Source organism: Streptomyces sp. NPDC090499 (assembly GCF_044769305.1).
Lineage (GTDB): Bacteria > Actinomycetota > Actinomycetes > Streptomycetales > Streptomycetaceae > Streptomyces.
This window is the reverse complement of sequence record NZ_JBIVXP010000006.1, coordinates 76,246-95,105: the sequence shown is the minus strand read 5'-3', so window position 1 is coordinate 95,105 and position 18,860 is coordinate 76,246. Positions and strand designations below refer to the sequence as shown.

General features: G+C 70.8%; 12 protein-coding genes and 1 pseudogene. 11 read left to right on the top strand and 2 right to left on the bottom strand.

Features of this window, described 5'->3' with window-relative positions; genetic code table 11:
• Positions 1–191 precede the first annotated feature (191 nt).
• From ACIQVL_RS23190 to ACIQVL_RS23175, 4 genes and pseudogenes are all read left to right on the top strand, one after another.
• Complete coding sequence (locus ACIQVL_RS23190; RefSeq protein WP_403429211.1) at positions 192–1,718, top strand: DUF4331 domain-containing protein; 1,527 nt, start codon at positions 192–194, stop codon at positions 1,716–1,718.
• Positions 1,719–1,922: 204 nt separating this feature from the next.
• The gene (locus ACIQVL_RS23185; RefSeq protein ID WP_403476250.1) at positions 1,923–3,332 is read left to right on the top strand and encodes a tetratricopeptide repeat protein; all 1,410 of its coding nucleotides are present in this window, start codon (positions 1,923–1,925) and stop codon (positions 3,330–3,332) included.
• Entirely contained in the window at positions 3,329–5,035 is a 1,707-nt protein-coding gene (locus ACIQVL_RS23180) for a nickel transporter (protein ID WP_403429207.1), read from the top strand. The genes ACIQVL_RS23185 and ACIQVL_RS23180 overlap by 4 nt, the downstream gene beginning before the upstream one ends.
• A 12-nt stretch (positions 5,036–5,047) precedes the next feature.
• Positions 5,048–6,662 (top strand): annotated as a pseudogene (locus ACIQVL_RS23175) (serine/threonine-protein kinase).
• A 79-nt stretch (positions 6,663–6,741) separates the two neighbouring features.
• Here ACIQVL_RS23175 and ACIQVL_RS23170 read toward each other — a convergent pair.
• On the bottom strand, positions 6,742–7,545 hold the full coding sequence (locus tag ACIQVL_RS23170; RefSeq protein ID WP_403429203.1) for an SGNH/GDSL hydrolase family protein: 804 nt from the start codon (positions 7,543–7,545) through the stop codon (positions 6,742–6,744).
• A 523-nt stretch (positions 7,546–8,068) separates the two neighbouring features.
• Here ACIQVL_RS23170 and ACIQVL_RS23165 point away from each other — a divergent pair.
• The 5 genes from ACIQVL_RS23165 to ACIQVL_RS23145 all read left to right on the top strand — a co-directional run bounded on the left by ACIQVL_RS23165 (position 8,069) and on the right by ACIQVL_RS23145 (position 15,188).
• Positions 8,069–8,341 carry a hypothetical protein gene (locus tag ACIQVL_RS23165; RefSeq protein WP_403476249.1) on the top strand — a complete coding sequence of 91 codons (273 nt, stop codon included), beginning with the start codon at positions 8,069–8,071 and terminating at the stop codon, positions 8,339–8,341.
• 435 nt (positions 8,342–8,776) lie between these two features.
• Entirely contained in the window at positions 8,777–9,598 is an 822-nt protein-coding gene (locus tag ACIQVL_RS23160; protein ID WP_382728071.1) for a glycosyltransferase family 2 protein, read from the top strand.
• Positions 9,595–10,584, top strand: coding sequence for a glycosyltransferase family 2 protein (locus ACIQVL_RS23155; protein WP_403429200.1), 990 nt, complete (start codon positions 9,595–9,597; stop codon positions 10,582–10,584). Before ACIQVL_RS23160 ends, ACIQVL_RS23155 begins: the two co-directional genes overlap by 4 nt.
• A complete protein-coding gene (locus tag ACIQVL_RS23150; RefSeq protein WP_403429198.1) occupies positions 10,577–11,377 on the top strand; it encodes a polysaccharide deacetylase family protein in 801 nt (266 codons plus the stop codon). Before ACIQVL_RS23155 ends, ACIQVL_RS23150 begins: the two co-directional genes overlap by 8 nt.
• On the top strand, positions 11,370–15,188 hold the full coding sequence (locus ACIQVL_RS23145; protein WP_403429196.1) for a lipopolysaccharide biosynthesis protein: 3,819 nt from the start codon (positions 11,370–11,372) through the stop codon (positions 15,186–15,188). The genes ACIQVL_RS23150 and ACIQVL_RS23145 overlap by 8 nt, the downstream gene beginning before the upstream one ends.
• Before the next feature lie 58 nt (positions 15,189–15,246).
• On the opposite strand, the gene ACIQVL_RS23140 is transcribed toward ACIQVL_RS23145, so the two are convergent.
• Complete coding sequence (locus ACIQVL_RS23140) at positions 15,247–16,671, bottom strand: xylan 1,4-beta-xylosidase (protein WP_403476248.1); 1,425 nt, start codon at positions 16,669–16,671, stop codon at positions 15,247–15,249.
• A gap of 196 nt (positions 16,672–16,867) precedes the next feature.
• On the opposite strand from ACIQVL_RS23140, the gene ACIQVL_RS23135 reads away from it, so the two are divergent.
• On the top strand, positions 16,868–17,962 hold the full coding sequence (locus ACIQVL_RS23135) for a DUF5925 domain-containing protein (protein ID WP_403429193.1): 1,095 nt from the start codon (positions 16,868–16,870) through the stop codon (positions 17,960–17,962).
• A 15-nt stretch (positions 17,963–17,977) separates the two neighbouring features.
• Positions 17,978–18,748: a DUF72 domain-containing protein gene (locus ACIQVL_RS23130; RefSeq protein WP_403429192.1), complete on the top strand. Its 771-nt coding sequence runs from the start codon at positions 17,978–17,980 to the stop codon at positions 18,746–18,748.
• The last annotated feature ends 112 nt before the right edge of the window (positions 18,749–18,860 follow it).

Sequence of the window (18,860 nt, the reverse complement as noted above, 5' to 3'; positions counted from 1 at the left end):
GTGGCCGCACCCGGCCCGTCCTCCCACACCAGGCATTCGCAACTGACACACCTCCGGCAGAAGTACGTATGCGGGAGGCAAAAACGCGGGTCGAGCAGGAAGAAAAGATTTTTTTCTTCCGACCAATCCAAACGGCCCTCCGGCTCCGTATACCCGTCCGTCAAGCAAGTTGGGACCGAGGGACGGACGGCATGACACCTCTAAACTCCAGGGGCGGCGCGGGGCGCAAGGGCCTCGTCACGCTCATCTGTGGGGCACTGGCAACCGGCGGGATCACAGCCGCCAGCGTCGCCGCGCTGGAACCGGGGGCGGCCTCCGCCTCCTCCCACCGGGAGGCCCCGCTCATCTCGGGCACTCCGCAGTACGACAACACCGACCTGTACGCGTTCGTCAGCCCGGACAAGCCCGACACCACCACGATCGTGTCGGACTACATCCCCTTCGAGGAACCGGCCGGCGGCCCGAACTTCTACCAGTTCGCCGACGACGCCCAGTACGACATCCACGTCGACAACAACGGTGACGCGAAGGACGACCTGATCTTCCGCTACACCTTCCGCACCCAGATCAAGAACAAGAAGACGTTCCTCTACAACACGGGTGTGGTCGACAACCTGACCGACCCCGACCTGAACGTCACGCAGTCGTACAACCTCGACCTGATCAAGCTGAAGAACGGCAAGCAGCAGCACACGACGAGGCTCGCCAGCGACATCCCGGCGGCTCCGTCGGACGTCGGCAAGGCGTCGATGCCGGACTACGCGAAGCTGCGCTCCCAGGCCATCTACAAGACGGTGGGCGGCGGCGCGACCTTCGCCGGCCAGGCGGACGACCCGTTCTTCGCCGACCTGCGCGTCTTCGACCTGCTGTACGGCGGCAACCTGAGCGAGGTCGGCAACGACACCCTCAAGGGCTACAACGTCAACACGATCGCCCTTCAGGTGCCGAACTCCCTGATCCGGCAGTCGGCTTCGCGCCCGACCGTCGGCATCTACGCGACGACCCAGCGCAAGAACGCGCAGGGCTACTACTCGCAGGTCTCGCGCCTCGGCAACCCGCTGGTCAACGAGGTCGTCAACCCGCAGAAGGACAAGGACAAGTTCAACGCGTCCGAGCCCAAGGACGACGCGCAGTTCCTGAAGAACGTCACCAACCCGGAACTGCCGAAGCTGATCCAGGCGATCTACAACATCAAGGCGCCGTCCGAGCCCCGCAACGACCTCGTCAGCGTGTTCCTCACGGGCGTCAAGGGCCTCAACACGCTGCAGCCGCAGGCGACGCCGTCGGAGATGCTCCGCCTGAACACGTCCATCAAGCCCACCGCCAAGCCCAAGCGGCTCGGTGTGCTGGACGGTGACAACCAGGGCTTCCCGAACGGGCGCCGGCTCACCGACGACGTGATCGACGAGGCACTCCAGGTCGTGGAGGGCGAGTTGGTCGGTTCCAAGAACGACCTGGGCGACGCCGTCGACAAGAACGACAAGAGCTTCGAGAAGTACTTCCCGTACGTGGCCGAGCCGACGGCCGGTTCGCGCGGCAAGATCGCCAAGGCGGCGGCCGGCAGCAGCACGAAGAGTGCGCTGGGCGACGCGCTGACCGGTTCCAGTGACAACAACATGACGCTGATCGCGGGGTCGGCGGCCGCGGGCGCGGCGGGCGTGCTGCTGATCGGCACCGGCTTCGGCTGGTGGCGGCGGCGGATGCGGCGACCGTACTAGTCGCCGTTCCGGCAAGGGCGGTCGGGTGACTGCGGATCGGCGGTGGCCGGTCGCGCAGTTCCTCCCCCAGCCTTCGGCCGGGGGTGCCCCCAGCACCCCTACAGGGCGCTTGAGGCGCCCCCATCTACTGGCGCGGCCCGCACCCACTCAATCCCCCACGGCGCGGGCCGCGCCGCCCCGCGCGAACAGTTACTAGGAGAGGGCATGGCCCCGGGTACGAACGACAAGCAGCCCGCCGAGACGAAGGACGACGAGCGCGTCACCGCCCTGCGCCGGTTCGCCGCCGCGGGGCGGAACTGGCGCCGGGCCCAGCTCGCGGGCTCCGCCGTGCTGATGGCCATCGCGCTGACCGGCGGGGCCATCGCCTTCGGGTCCACCGGTGACGGCGGTACGGCGCCGGTCGCCACGTCGAGCGCGGTGGACCCGGGGATGCTCGCGAGCGGGGATCTCGACACGACCATCGCCTCCCTCCAGGCGCATCTGCGCACCCAGCCGAAGGACTCCGACAGCTGGGCCACCCTGGGCCTCGCCTACGTCGAGCAGGCCCGCACCAAGGGCGACCCGTCCCGCTACCCGCAGGCCGAGAAGTCCCTCAAGCGTGCGCTCCGGATCACCCCGGACAACGACCAGGCGCTCGCCGGCGAGGCCGCGCTGGCCGCCGCCCGGCACCAGTTCGCCCCGGCGCTCGGCTACGCGGACCAGGCCCTGAAGCAGAACCCGTACAGCGCGAACGCCCTGTCCTCCCGCATCGACGCCCTGGTCGAACTGGGCCGCTACGACGAGGCGCGCAAGGCGGCCGACCTCGCCGACCAACGCAAGCCGGGCGTACCGGTGTTCACCCGGTTCGCGTACGTCCGGGAGCTGCGCGGTGACGTGCAGGGCGCCCGGCAGGTGCTGGAGCAGGCCCTGTCCACGGCCACCTCGAAGGGCGACATCTCCTACGTGGCCGCCCAGCTCGGTCTGCTCGCCTGGAACCAGGGCGACTACGAGACCGCGCAGGACTACTACGCCCGCGCCCTGGCCTCCGACGACACCTACATTCCGGCGCTGGAGGGCCGGGCGCGTGTCCAGGCGGCGCTCGGCGACCGGGCCGACGCGATCAAGGGCATGGAACTGGTCGTCTCCCGCTATCCGCTTCCCCAGCAGCTCGTCGAACTGGGCGAGTTGTACGAGGACCGCAACGCCGAGGGCGACAAGGCGAAGGCCGAGGACCAGTACGCGCTCGTCGAGGCCTGGATCGCGCTCGCCCGCGCCAACGGCGTCAACGCCGACCTGGACACCGCCCTCGCCGCCGCCGACCACGGCAACAAGGCCGAGGCGCTGAAGGCCGCCCGCGCCGAGTGGGCCCGCCGCCACACCGTGCACACGGCGGACGCGCTGGCCTGGGCCCTGTACGTCAACGGCGAGAAGAAGCAGGCGCTGCCGTACGCCCGGCAGGCCACCGCCACCGGCTACCACAACGCCTCGTTCACCTACCACCTCGGCATGATCGAGCTGGCCGACGGCGAGAAGGCGGCCGGCCGGGCCGCGCTCACCAAGGCCCTCAAGCTCAACCCGGCCTTCTCCCCGCTGGGCGCCCGTGCGGCCCGCAAGGCGCTGGAGGACTCGAAGTGAACCTGCGCCGGATCGCCGCCGTCTTCACCGTGGCCTGCGCCGCGACGCTGCTGTCCGCCACGGGCGCGAGCGCGCACCCGCTCGGCAACTTCACCGTCAACAAGTACGACGGCCTCGTCGCCGCCCCCGGGCAGCTCCGCGTCGACCACGTCGAGGACCTCGCCGAGATCCCGGCGACCCAGGCCAAGCCCGACCTGAAGCGGCTCGGCACGGCCAGGTGGGCCGAGCAGCGCTGCACGACCGCGGCCGACGGCAGCAGGCTCACCGTCGACGGCCGTACCACCGCACTGACGGTACGGACCAGCCACGCCGAACTCCGCCCCGGCCAGGCGGGCCTGAACACCCTGCGCGTGGAGTGCCGCTTCACCGCGCCCCTGCCCAAGGGCACCACCGCCACCCTCGCCTTCCACAGCGCGGGCGCCGACACCGGGCCCGGCTGGCGGGAGATCACGGCGCGCGGCGACCGGATGACGCTGACGAAGTCGGACGTGCCGAAGACGTCCGTCTCCCACGAACTCACCAGCTACCCCAAGGACCTGCTCTCCTCGCCGGCGGACATCACCACCGCCGCCGTCCACGTGCGGCCCGGCGGCCCGGCCCTCGGCCAGGAGCGGCAGGACACCCCGGGCGCGGAGATCCTCCCCCGGGGCATCGACCGCTGGACCCAGGCCCTGACCGACCTGGTCGCCCGCAACCACCTCACCGTCGGCTTCGCGGTGCTCGCGCTCTTCATCTCGATCGCGCTCGGCGCGATGCACGCCCTCGCACCGGGCCACGGCAAGACCCTGATGGCGGCGACCGCAGCGGCCCGCGGCGGCCGCGCCCGGCTCCGCGACGTCCTCCCGCTGGCCGCGTCGGTCACGGTCACCCACACCCTGGGCGTGGTCGCCCTGGGCGTCCTGGTGACGGCGGGCTCGGCGGCCACCCCGTCGGTGATCGCCTGGCTGGGCATCGCGAGCGGCCTCATGGTCCTGGCGGCCGGCACGAACCTGACCCGCAGGGCCTGGCGGAACAGGGCCCACGAGCAGGCACACGCCCACAACCACCACCATCACGATCACGGCCACGAGCACGACCACGAGGCGGCCGAGAAGCGGGAACTGGCCCTGGTCGGAACCCACGCGCACGCCCGTGCCCACACGCACGACCACGGGCACGACCACCCCCATGGCCACTCTCATGACCACGACCACGCTCATGACCACGACCACGGCGCTCAGCCACACACTTCAGCCCGTCCGGCGACTGAGGACGAGGCCGTTCAGGCCGAAGGGGGGTCCGGGGGCACAGCCCCCGATCACGGCCACACCAACGAGCCGCACAGTCACGGCGGGTTCACCCACACCCACCCCACGGCCCCCACCCTCCGCGGCACCATCCTCCTCGGCTTCGCCGGCGGCCTCGTCCCCAGCCCCTCCGCCGTGGTCGTGCTGGTCGGCGCCGCCGCCCTCGGCCAGGCCTGGTTCGGACTGCTTCTCGTGGTCGCCTACGGCATCGGTCTCGCGCTGACGCTGACCGCCGCCGGGTTCGCGGTCGTCAGGCTGGGTACGGGAATGACTCGGATGATGGACAAACGCCCTCGCTGGACCACCCACCCGACGGCGGCCCTGGTCCGCAGGACCATTCCGCTCGTCTCGGCACTCGTGGTCGTGGCCCTGGGCGCCGGACTGGTGCTCAAGGGGGCCGCATCCGCACTGCTGTGAGTTACGTTTGTGATGAGTTCGCGCGAGCTGCCGTGGGGGGCACCCGTGACCGAAGAGCCGGGTCGTGAGCGAGTGATCGCGGGCCGCTACCGACTGCTGTCCCCGCTGGGCGAGGGCGGCATGGGCACCGTGTGGCGGGCCCGTGACGAGGTGCTGGGCCGTGACGTCGCCGTCAAGGAGGTACGGGCGCCCGCCGGGCTGCCCGGCTCGGACGTCGAGCGGATGTACGCCCGGCTGGAGCGCGAGGCCTGGGCCGCGGCCCGGGTCGCGAACCGCAACGTGGTGACGGTGTACGACGTGGCGATGGAGGGCGGACGGCCCTGGATCGTCATGGAGCTGATCCCGGGCGTGTCACTCGCCGACGTGCTGGAGGCGGAGGGGCCGATGTCCCCGCAGCGGGCGGCCGGCGTCGGCGCCGAGGTGCTGTCCGCGCTGCGGGCCGCGCACGCCGCGGGGGTGCTGCACCGGGACGTCAAGCCAGGCAACGTGCTGCTGTCGAACGACGGCCGGGTGGTGCTCACCGACTTCGGGATCGCCACCGTGGAGGGCAGCTCGGCGCTGACCATGACCGGCGAGGTGATCGGCTCACCGGAGTTCCTCGCCCCGGAGCGGGCGCTCGGGCGGGCGTTCGGCCCCGAGTCCGACCTGTGGTCGCTGGGCGTCCTGCTGTACGCGGCGGTCGAGGGTGCCTCGCCGTTCCGGCAGGACACCCCGCTGAGCACCCTGCGGGCCGTGGTCGACGAGGAGTTGCCGCCGCCGTACCGGGCCGCTCACCCCCGTCATCGAGGGGCTGCTCCGCAAGGACCCGGCCGCGCGGATCTCCGCCGAGGCGGCCGAGCGGGACCTGCGGCTGGTCGCGGCGGGGGGCACGCCGCACACGGCCACCACCGTCCCGGTCCCGGCGCCCTACGAGGCCCCGACCCTCGTCGCCCGGCAGAGCACCTTCTCTCCCACGCCCCCGATGCCCACCCCGGCGGACACCCGGCCGCCCGCCGCCGACCGCGACGGCGACCGCAGGGCCGGTACCGTGCTGGTCATCGGCCTGGTGCTGGTCGTCCTCGCGCTCGGCGGACTGACGTACGCCCTCCTCACCGGCGGCAACGGCGACGACGACGGCAACAACGCCGGGGCGAGTCAGTCGGCGAGCAACCTCAGCTCCCCGGCGCCGAGCCGGAGCAGCAGCGCCGCGTCGAAGTCCCCTTCGGCGTCGGCGAGCAGCAGCGCGCCGGAGCAGAGTGTGAAGGTCACTGTGGCCGGGGCCCGCACGGACTATGCGGGGGCCTGTCCGCCGTCGACGGCGCAGGCGCCCACGTTCACGGCGACGTTCACGGTGGGGAGCGTGCCCGAAAACGTGCAGTACCGGTGGGTGCTGAAGAACGGGAAGCTCGACGACCAGGGCTGGAAGACGCTGTCGTTCCCGGACGGCGGCGGGAGGACGCGGCAGACGCAGGTGACCGTGACGACCTGGTCCGACAGCGGGACGCTGAGTGACGCGATCGCCGTCGAGGTGCGCAGCCCGGTGGAGACCACGTCCAACTCGGTGCCGTTCTCGGTCACCTGCACCAAAACGACGGAGACCCCGACCGACGGGGCCTCCGCTTCGCCTTCGCCCTCTGATTCGTATTAGAACTCAGGACTCAGAACTCAGGACTCAGAACTCGGGACTCAGAACTCGGGACTCGGGACTCGGGACTCAGGGCTGAGACTCAGGACGCGTTGCTGGTCAGTACCGGCAGGTAGCCGCCGGACTGGCCGGACGCGGTGGGGTGGTACGACTCGGTGATGTCCAGCCAGTTGACGCTGTGCAGCCAGGAGTTGCTGGAGCAGATCTCGTGGCTGGAGAACGCGCTGCGGACGTCGCCGAAGGTGAAGCCGTGGTCGGCGGCGCGCTTGGCGATCGCGGTGTCGATGTAGTCGGCGGCGTTGTTGATGGCGGTGCGCTTGGCCGAGGAGAGGCCGAGGCAGGTCGTACCCAGCAGGTAGAAGCGGGGGTAGCCGAGGACGACGACCTTGGCGTTGGGGGCCTTGGCGCTGATCGCGTCGTACACGTTGTCGAGCTTGCCGGGGAGGGTGGAGTCGACGTACGCCTCGGCGGTGCTGATGCGGGACAGGCAGGTGCTGTCGGAGCTGAGCACACACGTCGTCATGACGTCGGCGAAGCCCGCGTCGTTGCCGCCGATGGTGACGGAGACCAAGGCGGTGGAGGAGCTGAGCGTGCCGAGCTGGCCGGAGAGCACGTCGTCGGTGGTCGCGCCCGAACAGGCGAGGAACGAGAACGAGGACGGGCTGTGGGCGGCGTTCCACAGGTAGGGGTAGGCGTTGGTGCTGCGGTCGCAGCTGCCGCTCGAGCTGATGTAGCTGCCGGCGCCGACACCGGACGCGTACGAGTCGCCGAGCGCCACGTAGCCCCCGGTCGCGGCCTGCGCCTGCGTCGCGGCCGCCCCGGTGAGGGCGAGGCCGGTGGCGAGGAGGAGTGAAGTCACGTATGCCGTAATTCGGGAACGTCTCATGGAACCTCCCTTTAGCAGGATCTCTGCCATAACTGTCGTAGCAACTACGCGTGTTGACGGGAAGTGTCCATGCCAAATCTATTCAGGACCTCAACCAGCCCCAACCGGAGCGATCCTGTGCGTTCCCGGCATGTTTGATTGCCTGGCCATGACAACTCCATGACGGGACCGTACCCCACGCACCCACCAGCAGCCCGTGTCGGAACCGATCATCGGAACATGCCGAAATCGAGCGACTTGTTCCCCGGAGACATCAGGTGTCTCCGGGGAACGGTCATGTCCGGAGACCCGCTTGACGCCTCGCGTTCGGCTGCGCGACATTGAAGCCCGGCATCCGACGCCTTGGGGGGCAAAGTCGGTCATGCAGACCATAGGTCTCAAGACATCATCAACAGCGGACGAACGGGCACGGCCAGGACCGGGGAGGGACCTGGGACCCCTGCTCACGGGGGCCGCGACGGCCGTCGCCGGGACGGGTGCGCTACTGGCGTTCACCGACTGGGGCTCGTCGTTGCGCGGGCCCTTGGCGCTGTTCTTCCTGCTCGCCGCGCCGGCCGCGGCGATCGGTGCGGCACTGCGCGGACTCGATCCACCGGCCCGCGTACTCACCGCACTGGCGGGTGCCGTCGCCCTGGACATGCTGGTCGCCCAGGGCATGCTCGCCACTCACCACTGGTCGTGGCGCGGCGGAATCGTCGCCGTGGCCGCGATCAGCGTTCTGCTGGTACTCCTGCGACCGGTGGAACGCATTCTCAAACGGATGTCCCGGCGAACCGGGAAAATCCGTTCGAGCTGAAGAACCCTGAAGAACAAGGTCGGCCAAAGTTTCGTAACGGCCAAACCAATAAAAACGTGAGGACCAGTTCCCGGACTTGCCATACTGGCCCAATCGTCAATACCGTCATACATCTCACCCGCATCGGATCGTCATCAAGCGGCTCTAGGGGAGGGCTCAAGGACCGCGACGTTCCGGAGCGGGGCGCGGTAGGGGGGTGCCGTGCTCGGTGACCGCAATGACCACTTTCGTTTCTCGTGTGACCACTGTCGTTTCCGAGTCGTGCCGCGCGACCGGCTGCCGTTCGTCGGCAGACCGGGCAGCTTTACCAGCTCATCTGAAGATACGGAGATCCTTTTTCCGTGTCAGGGGTGAGAAGAACCCCCCTTTCGAACCGGACACCAAAGCGGGCCGCCCAAGGGGCGGGCGGTCCACCGGACGAGAGGGACAAGACTCGTGAGTTCTGTTCTGCGTCAGCCGACTTCGGGCCAAGATCCGTTCATGGCCACCGAATACCGGCCGATCTCCTCCCACCTGGCGATCACACCGCCGGTGAGTGTGGTGATTCCCGCCATGAATGAGGCGGAGAATCTCCCCTACGTCTTCAAGACGCTTCCCGCCTGGATACACGAAGTGGTCCTGGTGGACGGTAATTCCACCGACAACACCGTGGAAGTGGCGCGGGAGTTGTGGCCCGACGTGAAAGTCGTCGAACAGAGTGGCAAGGGCAAGGGAGATGCCCTCATCACCGGGTTCGAGGCGTGCACCGGCGACATCATCGTCATGGTGGACGCGGACGGCTCGGCCGACGGCCACGAGATCGTGTCGTACGTCTCCGCCCTGGTCTCGGGCGCCGACTTCGCCAAGGGCTCGCGTTTCGCCAACGGCGGCGGCACGGACGACATGACCTTCATCCGCAAGCTCGGCAACTGGGCGCTGTGCACGGTCGTCAACCGCAAGTTCGGCGCCCGCTACACCGACCTCTGCTACGGGTACAACGCGTTCTGGCGGCACTGCCTCGACAAGATCGACCTCGACTGCACCGGCTTCGAGATCGAGACCCTGATCAACATCCGGGTGGTCAAGGCCGGCCTGAAGGTGCAGGAGATCCCGAGCTACGAGTACCTCCGCATCCACGGCACCAGCAACCTGCGGGCCGTACGCGACGGGCTGCGGGTGCTCAAGGTGATCCTGAAGGAGCGCTCCAACCGGCGTGACCTGCGCCGGCAGGTGCGGCACTCCCCGATGCTCACCACGGGCCAGGGAGAGTCGTCTTGACCGATCCCGACATCTCCGTCGTGATCTGCGTGTACACCGAGGACCGCTGGGAGGACATCCTCGCGGCGGTCTCCTCGGTGCGCGCGCAGTCGTATCCGGCGCTGGAGACCCTGCTGGTCGTCGACCACAACCCGGCGCTCCTGGAGCGGCTCACGAAGGAGTACAAAGAGGCTGCTGACGTGCGGGTGCTCGGCAACGCGGGCCCCCGCGGCCTGTCCGCCGGCCGCAACACGGGCATCGCCGCCTCCTACGGCGAGGTCATCGCCTTCCTCGACGACGACGCCGTGGCCGAGCGGGACTGGCTGCGCCGCTTCGCCGAGGGGTACGCCGACCCGGAGGTGATGGCGGTCGGCGGCCGGACCCTGCCGATCTGGGCGTCGGGCCGCCGTCCCGACTGGTTCCCGGAGGAGTTCGACTGGGTCGTCGGCTGCACCTACCGGGGGCTGCCGGCGGGCCGCGTGAGGGTCCGGAACGTCCTCGGCGGAAACGCTTCTTTCAGACGCACCGCCTTCGACGCGGCGGGCGGCTTCGCCACCGGCATCGGCCGCGACGGCGACAAGCGCCCGCTGGGCTGCGAGGAGACCGAGCTGTGCATCCGGCTCACCCGGGCCCGCCCGGACGCCGTGCTGCTCATCGACGACCGCGCGGTCATCCATCACCGGGTGCCCGAAGTCCGGGAGCACTTCGGGTACTTCCGCACCCGCGCCTACGCCGAGGGCCTCTCCAAGGCCCTGGTCGCCCGCAGTGTGGGCGCCGGCAAGGGCCTGGAGTCCGAACGCCGGTACACCACACGGGTGCTGCCCGCGGGGGTCGCTCGTGGCCTGCGGGACGCACTGCTGGCCCGGCCGGGCGGCGCGGGCCGGGCGGGCGCGATCGTCGCCGGCGTGCTGACGGCGGCCGGCGGCTACCTGGTGGGGAGCGTGCGGGCCCGGCGGGGCGGCGCGACCTTCGCCGTCGCCCGGATCGAGGAGGGCCCCCATGGCTGAGGCCGCGGTTCCCATCCTCATGTACCACTCGGTCGCGACCGCGCCCAACGACGCCACCCGCGCGCTGTCGGTGGCACCGGAGGCGTTCGCCGAGCAGATGGCGCTCGTCGGCGACCTGGGCCTGACGCCCGTCGACACGGCGGATCTGGCGGCGGGCTGGCGCTCCGGCGCACCGCTGCCCGACCGGCCCGTCCTCATCACCTTCGACGACGGCTACGAGGGCGTGCACCGGCACGCCCTGCCCGTGCTCGCCAAGCACGGCTTCATGTCCACGCTGTTCGTCTCGACGGGCTGGATCAGGGGCGCGTACGACACCGGAGGCGGCCTCGACGCCATGCTCGACTGGGACCAGGTACGCGAACTCGCGGGCGCCGGCTGCGAGATCGGCGGGCACAGTCACACCCACCCGCAGCTCGACCAGCTGGACGACGACCGGCTGCGCACCGAACTGGTGCGCAGCCGGGAGATCGTCACGGACGAACTCGGCGCGGCACCGGCCTCGTTCGCCTACCCGTACGGCTACTCCAGCCGCCGGGTCCGGCAGGCCGTACGGGCGGCCGGGTACACCCAGGCGCTCGCCGTCGGCAACGGTCTCGCCCGCCGCCGCCAGGGTCCGTTCGCGCTGCAGCGCGTCACCGTGCGCCGCAGTACGGACGCCGCGGAGTTCGTACGGCTGCTCGAAGGCCGTTCGATCGCCCGCAACTTCGCCGGGGACCGTGCCCTCACCAAGGGGTACGCCGTTCTCCGCAGAGCACGCCAGGTCCGCCGGAAGGCCACCCGTTCCCGTGTCTGACACGACCACCACGACAGAGGCCAACACACCTGACACAGCGGCGCCCGAGCAGTCGGGGCGCCGCCTTCGCCTGCCCGGACGGGGCGGCTCGTCCGGGGGCAGTCCGCTGTTCCGGAACGCCTACGCGCTGATGCTGAACACCGGCATCTCGGCCGTCCTGGGCCTCGGCTTCTGGCTGGCCGCGGCCCGCTACTACTCCGAGTCGGCTGTCGGCCAGGGCTCCGCCGCCATCGCCGCCATGAAACTCCTCGCGGGGCTCACCGCGGTGACCCTGACCGGCGCCCTGGCCCGCTTCATCCCGGTCGCCGGACGCCGGACCGGCCGGCTCATCTTCCGCACCTACGCGGGCAGTTCGCTGATCGTGGCCCTGGCGGCCGGCGTCTTCCTGCTGACGCTGGGCGTCTGGGGGCCGTCGTACCGCTTCCTGCACGGGCCGCTGCCCGGACTCGGGTTCGTCGTGGCGGTGATCGCCTGGAACCTGCTCACGCTCCAGGACGGGGTGCTGACCGGGCTGCGCAACGCGCCCTGGGTGCCGGTGGGCAACACCGTGTTCTCGGCCGTCAAACTGGCGCTGCTCGTCGCCTTCGCGGCGGCGATCCCGGTGGCCGGTGTCTTCGTCTCTTGGGTCGCCGCGATCGCCACCTCGTTCGTACCGCTGGGCTGGCTGGTGTTCCGGCGCCTGGTGCCCCGGCACGTCGAGGCGACCGCGGACCATGCGAAACCGCCCACGCTGCAGGAGATCGGCAGGTTCCTGGCCGGCGACTACACCGGCTCGCTGTTCTCCCTCGCCGTGGTCTACCTGGTGCCGGTCATCATCGCCTCGCAGGTCAGCTCCGAGGACAACGCGTACTTCTACATCACCACCACCATCGGCGGCACCACCAACCTGCTCGCCATCAACATGGGCGCGTCGCTGACCGTGGAGGGCTCGCACGACCCGGCGCGCCTCGCCGGCAACACCCGGGCCGCGCTGAAGCGGATGGCCCGGATCATGATCCCCATCTGCGCGCTGCTGTTCTTCGGGGCGCCCTGGATCCTCGGCGTGTTCGGGCCCGGCTACGCGGACGCGGCGACCCCGCTGCTGCGCTGGTTCGCGGTCGGCGCGCTGCTCCGGGTCGTGATGGAGACGTACTTCGCGGTGCTGCGCGCGCAGAGCCGTACCGCCGGTCTCGCCTGGCTGCAGGGCCTGCTGTGCCTGCTGGTGCTGGGGCTGACCCTGCTCCTGCTGCCCCGGATGGGGCTGACCGGTGCGGGCGTGGCCGAGATCTCCAGCCTCGCGGTGATCGTGACGATCGCGGCGCCCCGGCTGTGGCGGACGCTCCGGGCCGCCCCGGCGGAGATCCCCGAGGACACCGCACCGGACGGGGACCTCGCCGACCTGGGGGCCCGTGAGGTCCCGGCCGCCGCACCGCGCAGGCGGGGCCCGGCGTGGGCGCTGGACACCGACACCCTCGCCCTCGGCATCCATGTGGACTTCGACCATGTGGAGCGGCGCCCGGACGTCCGGCCGGGGCCGGGAACTCCGCCCACGGGTACGCCCGTTGTCCGACCGGACGACCGGCCGACACGGGCGCTGCGGCCGCCGCGGAACCTGGGGCTGCCGGTGGAGGAGAGGGAGCCGCACGCGGAGTCCTCGCTGGGGCCCGCCGAGGTCTCGCTGCTCAGGGAGGCGGAGGTCGACGCGCCGTTCGGGAAGGCTGCCGTACCGGAGGAGCCGGACGTGCCGGTCGTACCGGCCGAGGCTCCGGAGGAGTCCGGGTCTGCGCCCGCGTCCGTGCGCTCGCTGCGGGAGCGGCTGACGCCCACCCGCTCGGGCGTCGTCCTCGGCTGTCTGCTGGTCGCCGCCCTGCTGCTCTACTGGGTGCCGGCGGCCCGGCTCGACGACGCCGACCTGGACCGGATGGGCGGGCTCGGGCTGATCTCGGTGCTGCCGCTGCCGACGCTGGTCGGGGCGGCGCTGCTGGTCACGGTGTTCGCCGCGCTGCTGTGGCTGCGCCGGGAGCACAAGGCGCTGCTCCTGGTCACGCTGCTGGCGACGGTCGTGTCGCTGCATGCGCTGCCCGCCGTGATCGAGACGGAGCCGCGTTTCCCGACCGCCTGGCAGCACCTCGGTTTCATCGACTACATCGACCGCACCGGCTCCGCGGTACCGGACCTGGACGCCCGCTGGAGCTGGCCGGGCTTCTTCGCGGCGGCCGCGTTCATCGGCCGGGCGTGCGGGGTCACGGACTTCACCGAGGTCATCCGCTGGTGGCCGACGTTCATCCAGCTCGCGTACCTGGCCCCGATGTTCCTGCTCGTGCGGTCGCTGCGGGCGAGCTGGCGGGCGAAGTGGACCGGCATCTGGTTCTTCGTGCTGTGCGGCTGGGTCGGTCAGGACTACTTCTCCCCGCAGGGCTTCACGTACCTGCTCTATCTGATGTTCGTGGCGATCCTGCTCGTCTGGTTCCGCGCCCCGCACGTCGTCTGGGCGAGGTTCCGGCCGGGCGAGGCGGAGGTCGAGCCGACCAACCGCCGCCAGCAGGCCGTGCTGCTCATGGTGCTGGTCGGCCTGTACGCGGCGACGGTACCGGCACACCAGCTCACCCCGTTCGTGATGCTGGGCGTGCTGGCGGCCCTGGTGCTGATCGGCAGGTCCGAACTGCGGGGCCTGCCCCTGCTGTTCGGGGTGGTCGCGGCCGTCTGGCTGGGTTTCATGGCCGAGCCGTACTGGTCGGGGCACTTCAACGAGCTGTTCGGCGGGGTCGGCGGGGTCGGCAGCAATGTCTCCACCTCGGTCTCCGGCCGTATCCAGGGCGGAAGTTCGACCCACAAGCTGGTGCTGTACGTCCGGGTCCTGCTGGCCGGGAGCCTGATGGCGTTCGCCGTCTGGGGCTGGTGGCGCCGCCGCTTCCACAAGTACCGCGAGCGTTCCCTGCTGGTCCTGACCTTCGTCCCGTTCCTGGGCTTCGGCATGCAGTCGTACGGCGGCGAGATGGCGCTGCGCGTCTTCATGTTCGCCGTGCCGGGCGCGGCCCTGCTGGCCGGGCTCGCCCTGTTCCCGCGCACCGGGGCCACCGCGAAGGAGCGCGAGAAGGACCGGATCAGCCTGGCGCCGGTGGCCGCGCTCATGGCCGGGCTGCTGCTCATGGGCGGTTTCCTGGTGGCCCGTTGGGGCAACGAGTCCTTCGAGCGGGTCAGGCCCGGCGAGGTCGCCGCCATGGACTACGTCTACGCCCACGACAGGCCGACGGTACGGCTGCTGTGGCTGAGCAACGACACCGTCAACGACGTGACCCCGGCGATCCCCTGGGGCGCGAAGGACATGGAGCGGGTCGACTACCTGCCGACGCTCGCCCCGACCGACCCGGTGCTGGTGTCGAGCCTGGTCAAGGCGCTGAAGGACGCGGGCCCGCACTCGTACCTGATGGTCAACAGCAGTCAGGTCGTCTATCTCCGGCTGGACGCCGGCTACTCGGCGACCTGGGAGAGCCGGCTGATCCGGAACCTGGACGACCGGCAGGACCTGACGAAGGTCCTGGTCAACGACGACGTCACCATGTACGCGCTGCGCACGCAGCCCGCGGGCGCGGTGGCGAAGCCCGATCCGGGGCCGATCGGGCCGCGGGTCACCTGGACGCCGTGGTCGGTGATCGGCGGTCTCGCCGCCGTCGCGCTGATCCTGCTGCTGACGGCACGCGAGGTGGTCCGGGTCGCGGTCCGGCCCGGGGTGCGTCAGCTGCGGTTGCTGCAGGGCGGCTTCTGGTTCTCGCTGCCGCTGCTGGCGGTGCTGCTGGCCTCGTTGGCGCAGCGGTTCCTGACACTCAAGTAGGAGCGGTTCCTGACGCTCGAGTTCAGGGAGGAAGGCCGGCCGAAGTGGCTCACCCGGTTCACCTGGTGAGCCACTTCACCTCGTAGGCCTTCATCCCGAACCGCTTCCCGTCCACCTGCGCACTGATCGACCGGCCGAGGGTGTTGACCACCAGGACCGTCCTGTCACTGGCGAGGACGCGGACGTTGGGCACGTCGTCCTTGGCGACGGAGACCGTCTCGTACTTCGTCCCCGGCGGGAAAGCCTTCCCGAACCGCGACACCAGGTCGTACATGGGCAGCGCCTGGCCGCCGTCCCCGCTGTCGGTCGTGGACCACAGGCAGCCGGCGCAGCCGCCGCCCTTCTCGTCCTCCGGGTTCCAGTAGAAGCCGGAGTCGGCGCCGCCCCTGACCAGGGCGATCATGCCGGTGGCCTGGACGGCGACCCGGTGGTCCTCGGTCCAGCCGTCGCGTCGGTCCTGGCCGTCGGCGGGCTCGACGTAGTACTCGGCCCACCACAGCGGCAGCCCGTGCGTCTGCCTGCGCACCCACTCGCTGACGTAGGTGAGCTTCTCGGTGGCGGCGAACTCGTCCGGCAGCAGGTCGTCGTCGTTGGTGTAGCTGGACCCGTCGACGACCACGAAGTCGGCGCCGGCCTTGTGGGTGTTCCAGTAGTCGAAGGCGTCGACGACCCGCTGGTCCATGACCCCCCAGTCGCCCTTGAGGGTGGTGGAGGCGTTCTCGGTCTGGCGCGGGTCGAAGCTGTCCATGACGAGGTACGGCCCGCCGACCATGATGTCGTTGTCGACGGCCTTCAGCGCCTTGTAGACGAGGTTGTAGAGCTCGGTGTAGCCCTCGTAGTCCCAGCGGCCCTTCGCGTTGTTCCAGAAGCCCTTGAACTCGTTCCAGACGATGAAGTGCCGTACGTCCGGATAGCGTCTGGCGACGGTCGCGGCGAGGTCGGCGTAGTCCTGGTAGTGGTCGGGGGTGGGCGCGGTCTCCAGGGCGGCCTGGTTCCAGTCGGTGTGGTCCACCCCGGCCTCGCCGCCCTTCATCCAGTCCGGGGAGCAGCACAGGGTGATCACCGGGGTGGCGCCCGATCTGCGCATGAAGTCGACGCGCCGGTCCAGTGCGCCGAAGTCGTAACGCCCCTTCACCGGCTCGGGGTTGTCGGCGCCCCAGCCCATGACGGCCTGGTCCTGCGGCATCCCGGCGTCCTGGGACAGCCGGTCCTCGACCCGCTGGGTGGCGGTCGTGCTGCCTTCGTCGGCGCTGTACTGGGTGTGCGTGAAGCCCCAGCCCACCGACGGCCCGGCGGTGTCCGGCGGGGTGGCGGGGGTGCCGTGCACCTTGTCGCCGTCGCGGGTCGTGCCCGCGGTGTCGGCGCCGCCCCCGGGAAGTGTGCTGACCAGTGTCACGATCAGGGCGAGCGCGGCCACACCCACCCCGAGCAGGGCGGTGAGCCGCCACCGCCGAGCCCCCGAATTCCACCCATGACGTCCCATCAAGGACAACTCTAACGGCGGAAACCGCCCCGGGGGCGGGTATCGGGGATCGACCGCCGGGCAGCGGGGCGCGGGCGTTCGAGGGCCGTGTGCGCGACCTCTGCGGGATACTCCGGAAGCTCGGTGCGCACCCGACACTCCCCTCCCACTTCGGAAAACGGGTGCGCCACCGGCCCCGGTGACGGATCATGGCGGCATGTCTGCCAAGCCGCACGAGACGCTGCCGATCCGGCTCAACGTCGACGACTCCGACTCCCCGTCCGACGTCGTCGACGCGCTGTTCCTCGGCCGCTTCGCGACGGGCGAGCAGCCGTACTCGCACGCGGCCAACATCGACCGGGTGCGGTCCGGGGCGACCCTGCTGCCGAAGGAGGCACGGGTGCTGCGGGTGGCGCGCGACGACGACCGCAGCGCGACGCTCGCGGAGGGCGAGGGCTGGACCCTGCTCGTCTCCCGCTGGAACCGGGGCGCCGACGTCACCGTCACCGCCACCACCGCCGAACTGGCCGCCCAGGTCCTCAACGAGGCGACGGACGGCGCGGCCGACGAGCCGGAACCGCAGCCGGAGAACGTGACGATGGGGTTCTGGTACGTCTCCCCGCGCCGCGGCCCGCACCGCACCACCCGGCAGATCTCGGCGGGCACCTGGGACGAGGTCCGCGCCAACTACACGGCGCCGGTCGCGGACGCGATGGACCGCCTGATGAAGACGACGCCCGAGGACATCGCGGGCCGTCTCCTGCTGCTGCACGGCCCGCCGGGCACCGGCAAGACCTCCGCGCTGCGCACCCTCGCCCGGTCCTGGCGGGACTGGTGCCAGGTGGACTGCGTCCTCGACCCGGAGCGGCTCTTCTCCGACGTCGGCTACCTGATGGACATCGCGATCGGCGAGGAGGACGGCGCCGGCAAGGGCCGCTGGCGGCTGCTGCTCCTTGAGGACTGCGACGAACTGATCCGCGGCGAGGCCAAGCACACGGCCGGACAGGCGCTGTCCCGCCTGCTCAACCTCACGGACGGCCTGCTCGGCCAGGGCCGCAACGTCCTGGTCGGCGTCACCACCAACGAGGACCTGGAGCGGCTGCACCCCGCCGTGGTCCGCCCCGGCCGCTGCCTGGCCCGGATCGAGGTGGGCGCGCTGACCCACCGCGAGGCGGTGAACTGGCTCGGTGCGGAGGAGGGGGTGGGCCGGGACGGGGCGACCCTGGCGGAGTTGTACGCGCTGCGCCGGGGCACGGCGCCGACGTCGGTGCCGGGGGCGCGGGAGGGCGCGGACGCGGGGCTGTACCTGTAGTGCTTTGATGAGGGTGTGGCCCTGTTCGTCGGAACCTCGGGCTGGCAGTACAAGGACTGGCGGAACGTCCTGTACCCGGCCGACGTGCCCGTGCGCGCCTGGCTGGAGGAGTACGCGACGCACTTCACGACGGTCGAGCTGAACAACGCGTTCTACCGGCTCCCGACCCGCGAGAACTTCGCGTCCTGGCGGGACCGGGTCCCGCCGGACTTCGTGGTCGCGGTGAAGGCGAGCCGCTATCTCACGCACATCAAGCGCCTCAGGGAGCCGGAGGAGCCGGTCGACCGTCTGATGACCCACGCGGCGGGCCTCGGCGACCGGCTGGGCCCGGTCCTCCTCCAGCTCCCGCCGACGCTCAAGGCGGACCCGCCGCTGCTGGACGCCTGTCTGTCGTGCTTCCCGCGCGGTACGAGGGTGGCGGTGGAACCCCGCCACGACTCCTGGTGGACGCGGGGGACCCGCGAGGTCCTGGAGTCCCGGGGCGCGGCCCTGTGCTGGGCCGACGTCCAGGCCCACCCGATGACCCCGCTCTGGCGCACCGCCGACTGGGCCTACGTCCGCTTCCACGAGGGCCGGGCCACCCCCTGGCCCCGCTACGGCCGCCGCTCCCTGGAGACATGGGTCGACCGCATCGCCACGGCGTACTCCGAGAAGGCCGACGTCTACGCGTACTTCAACAACGACCCGGGCGGGGCGGCGGTGCGGGACGCGGTGGCGTTCGGAAGGACGGCGCGGCGGGCGGGACTGACGGTGACGAGGACGCCGGAGCCGAGCACGAGCGGCTGACGCCACGCCTCGGGCCGCGAGCCGAGCAGGTCCGCCACCGCCGGACACCGCCCGGACACCGCCGACGTGGCCGGACACCGCCGACGTGGCTGGACACCCCCGGACACCGCCG

Excerpts from the sequence above, each read along its gene's own strand:
- ACIQVL_RS23190 (WP_403429211.1), top strand. The coding sequence starts at position 192 with ATGACACCTCTAAACTCCAGGGGCGGCGCGGGGCGCAAGGGCCTCGTC.
- ACIQVL_RS23185 (WP_403476250.1), top strand. The coding sequence starts at position 1,923 with ATGGCCCCGGGTACGAACGACAAGCAGCCCGCCGAGACGAAGGACGAC.
- ACIQVL_RS23170 (WP_403429203.1), bottom strand. The coding sequence starts at position 7,545 with ATGAGACGTTCCCGAATTACGGCATACGTGACTTCACTCCTCCTCGCC.
- ACIQVL_RS23150 (WP_403429198.1), top strand. The coding sequence starts at position 10,577 with ATGGCTGAGGCCGCGGTTCCCATCCTCATGTACCACTCGGTCGCGACC.
- ACIQVL_RS23140 (WP_403476248.1), bottom strand. The coding sequence starts at position 16,671 with ATGGGACGTCATGGGTGGAATTCGGGGGCTCGGCGGTGGCGGCTCACC.
- ACIQVL_RS23135 (WP_403429193.1), top strand. The coding sequence starts at position 16,868 with ATGTCTGCCAAGCCGCACGAGACGCTGCCGATCCGGCTCAACGTCGAC.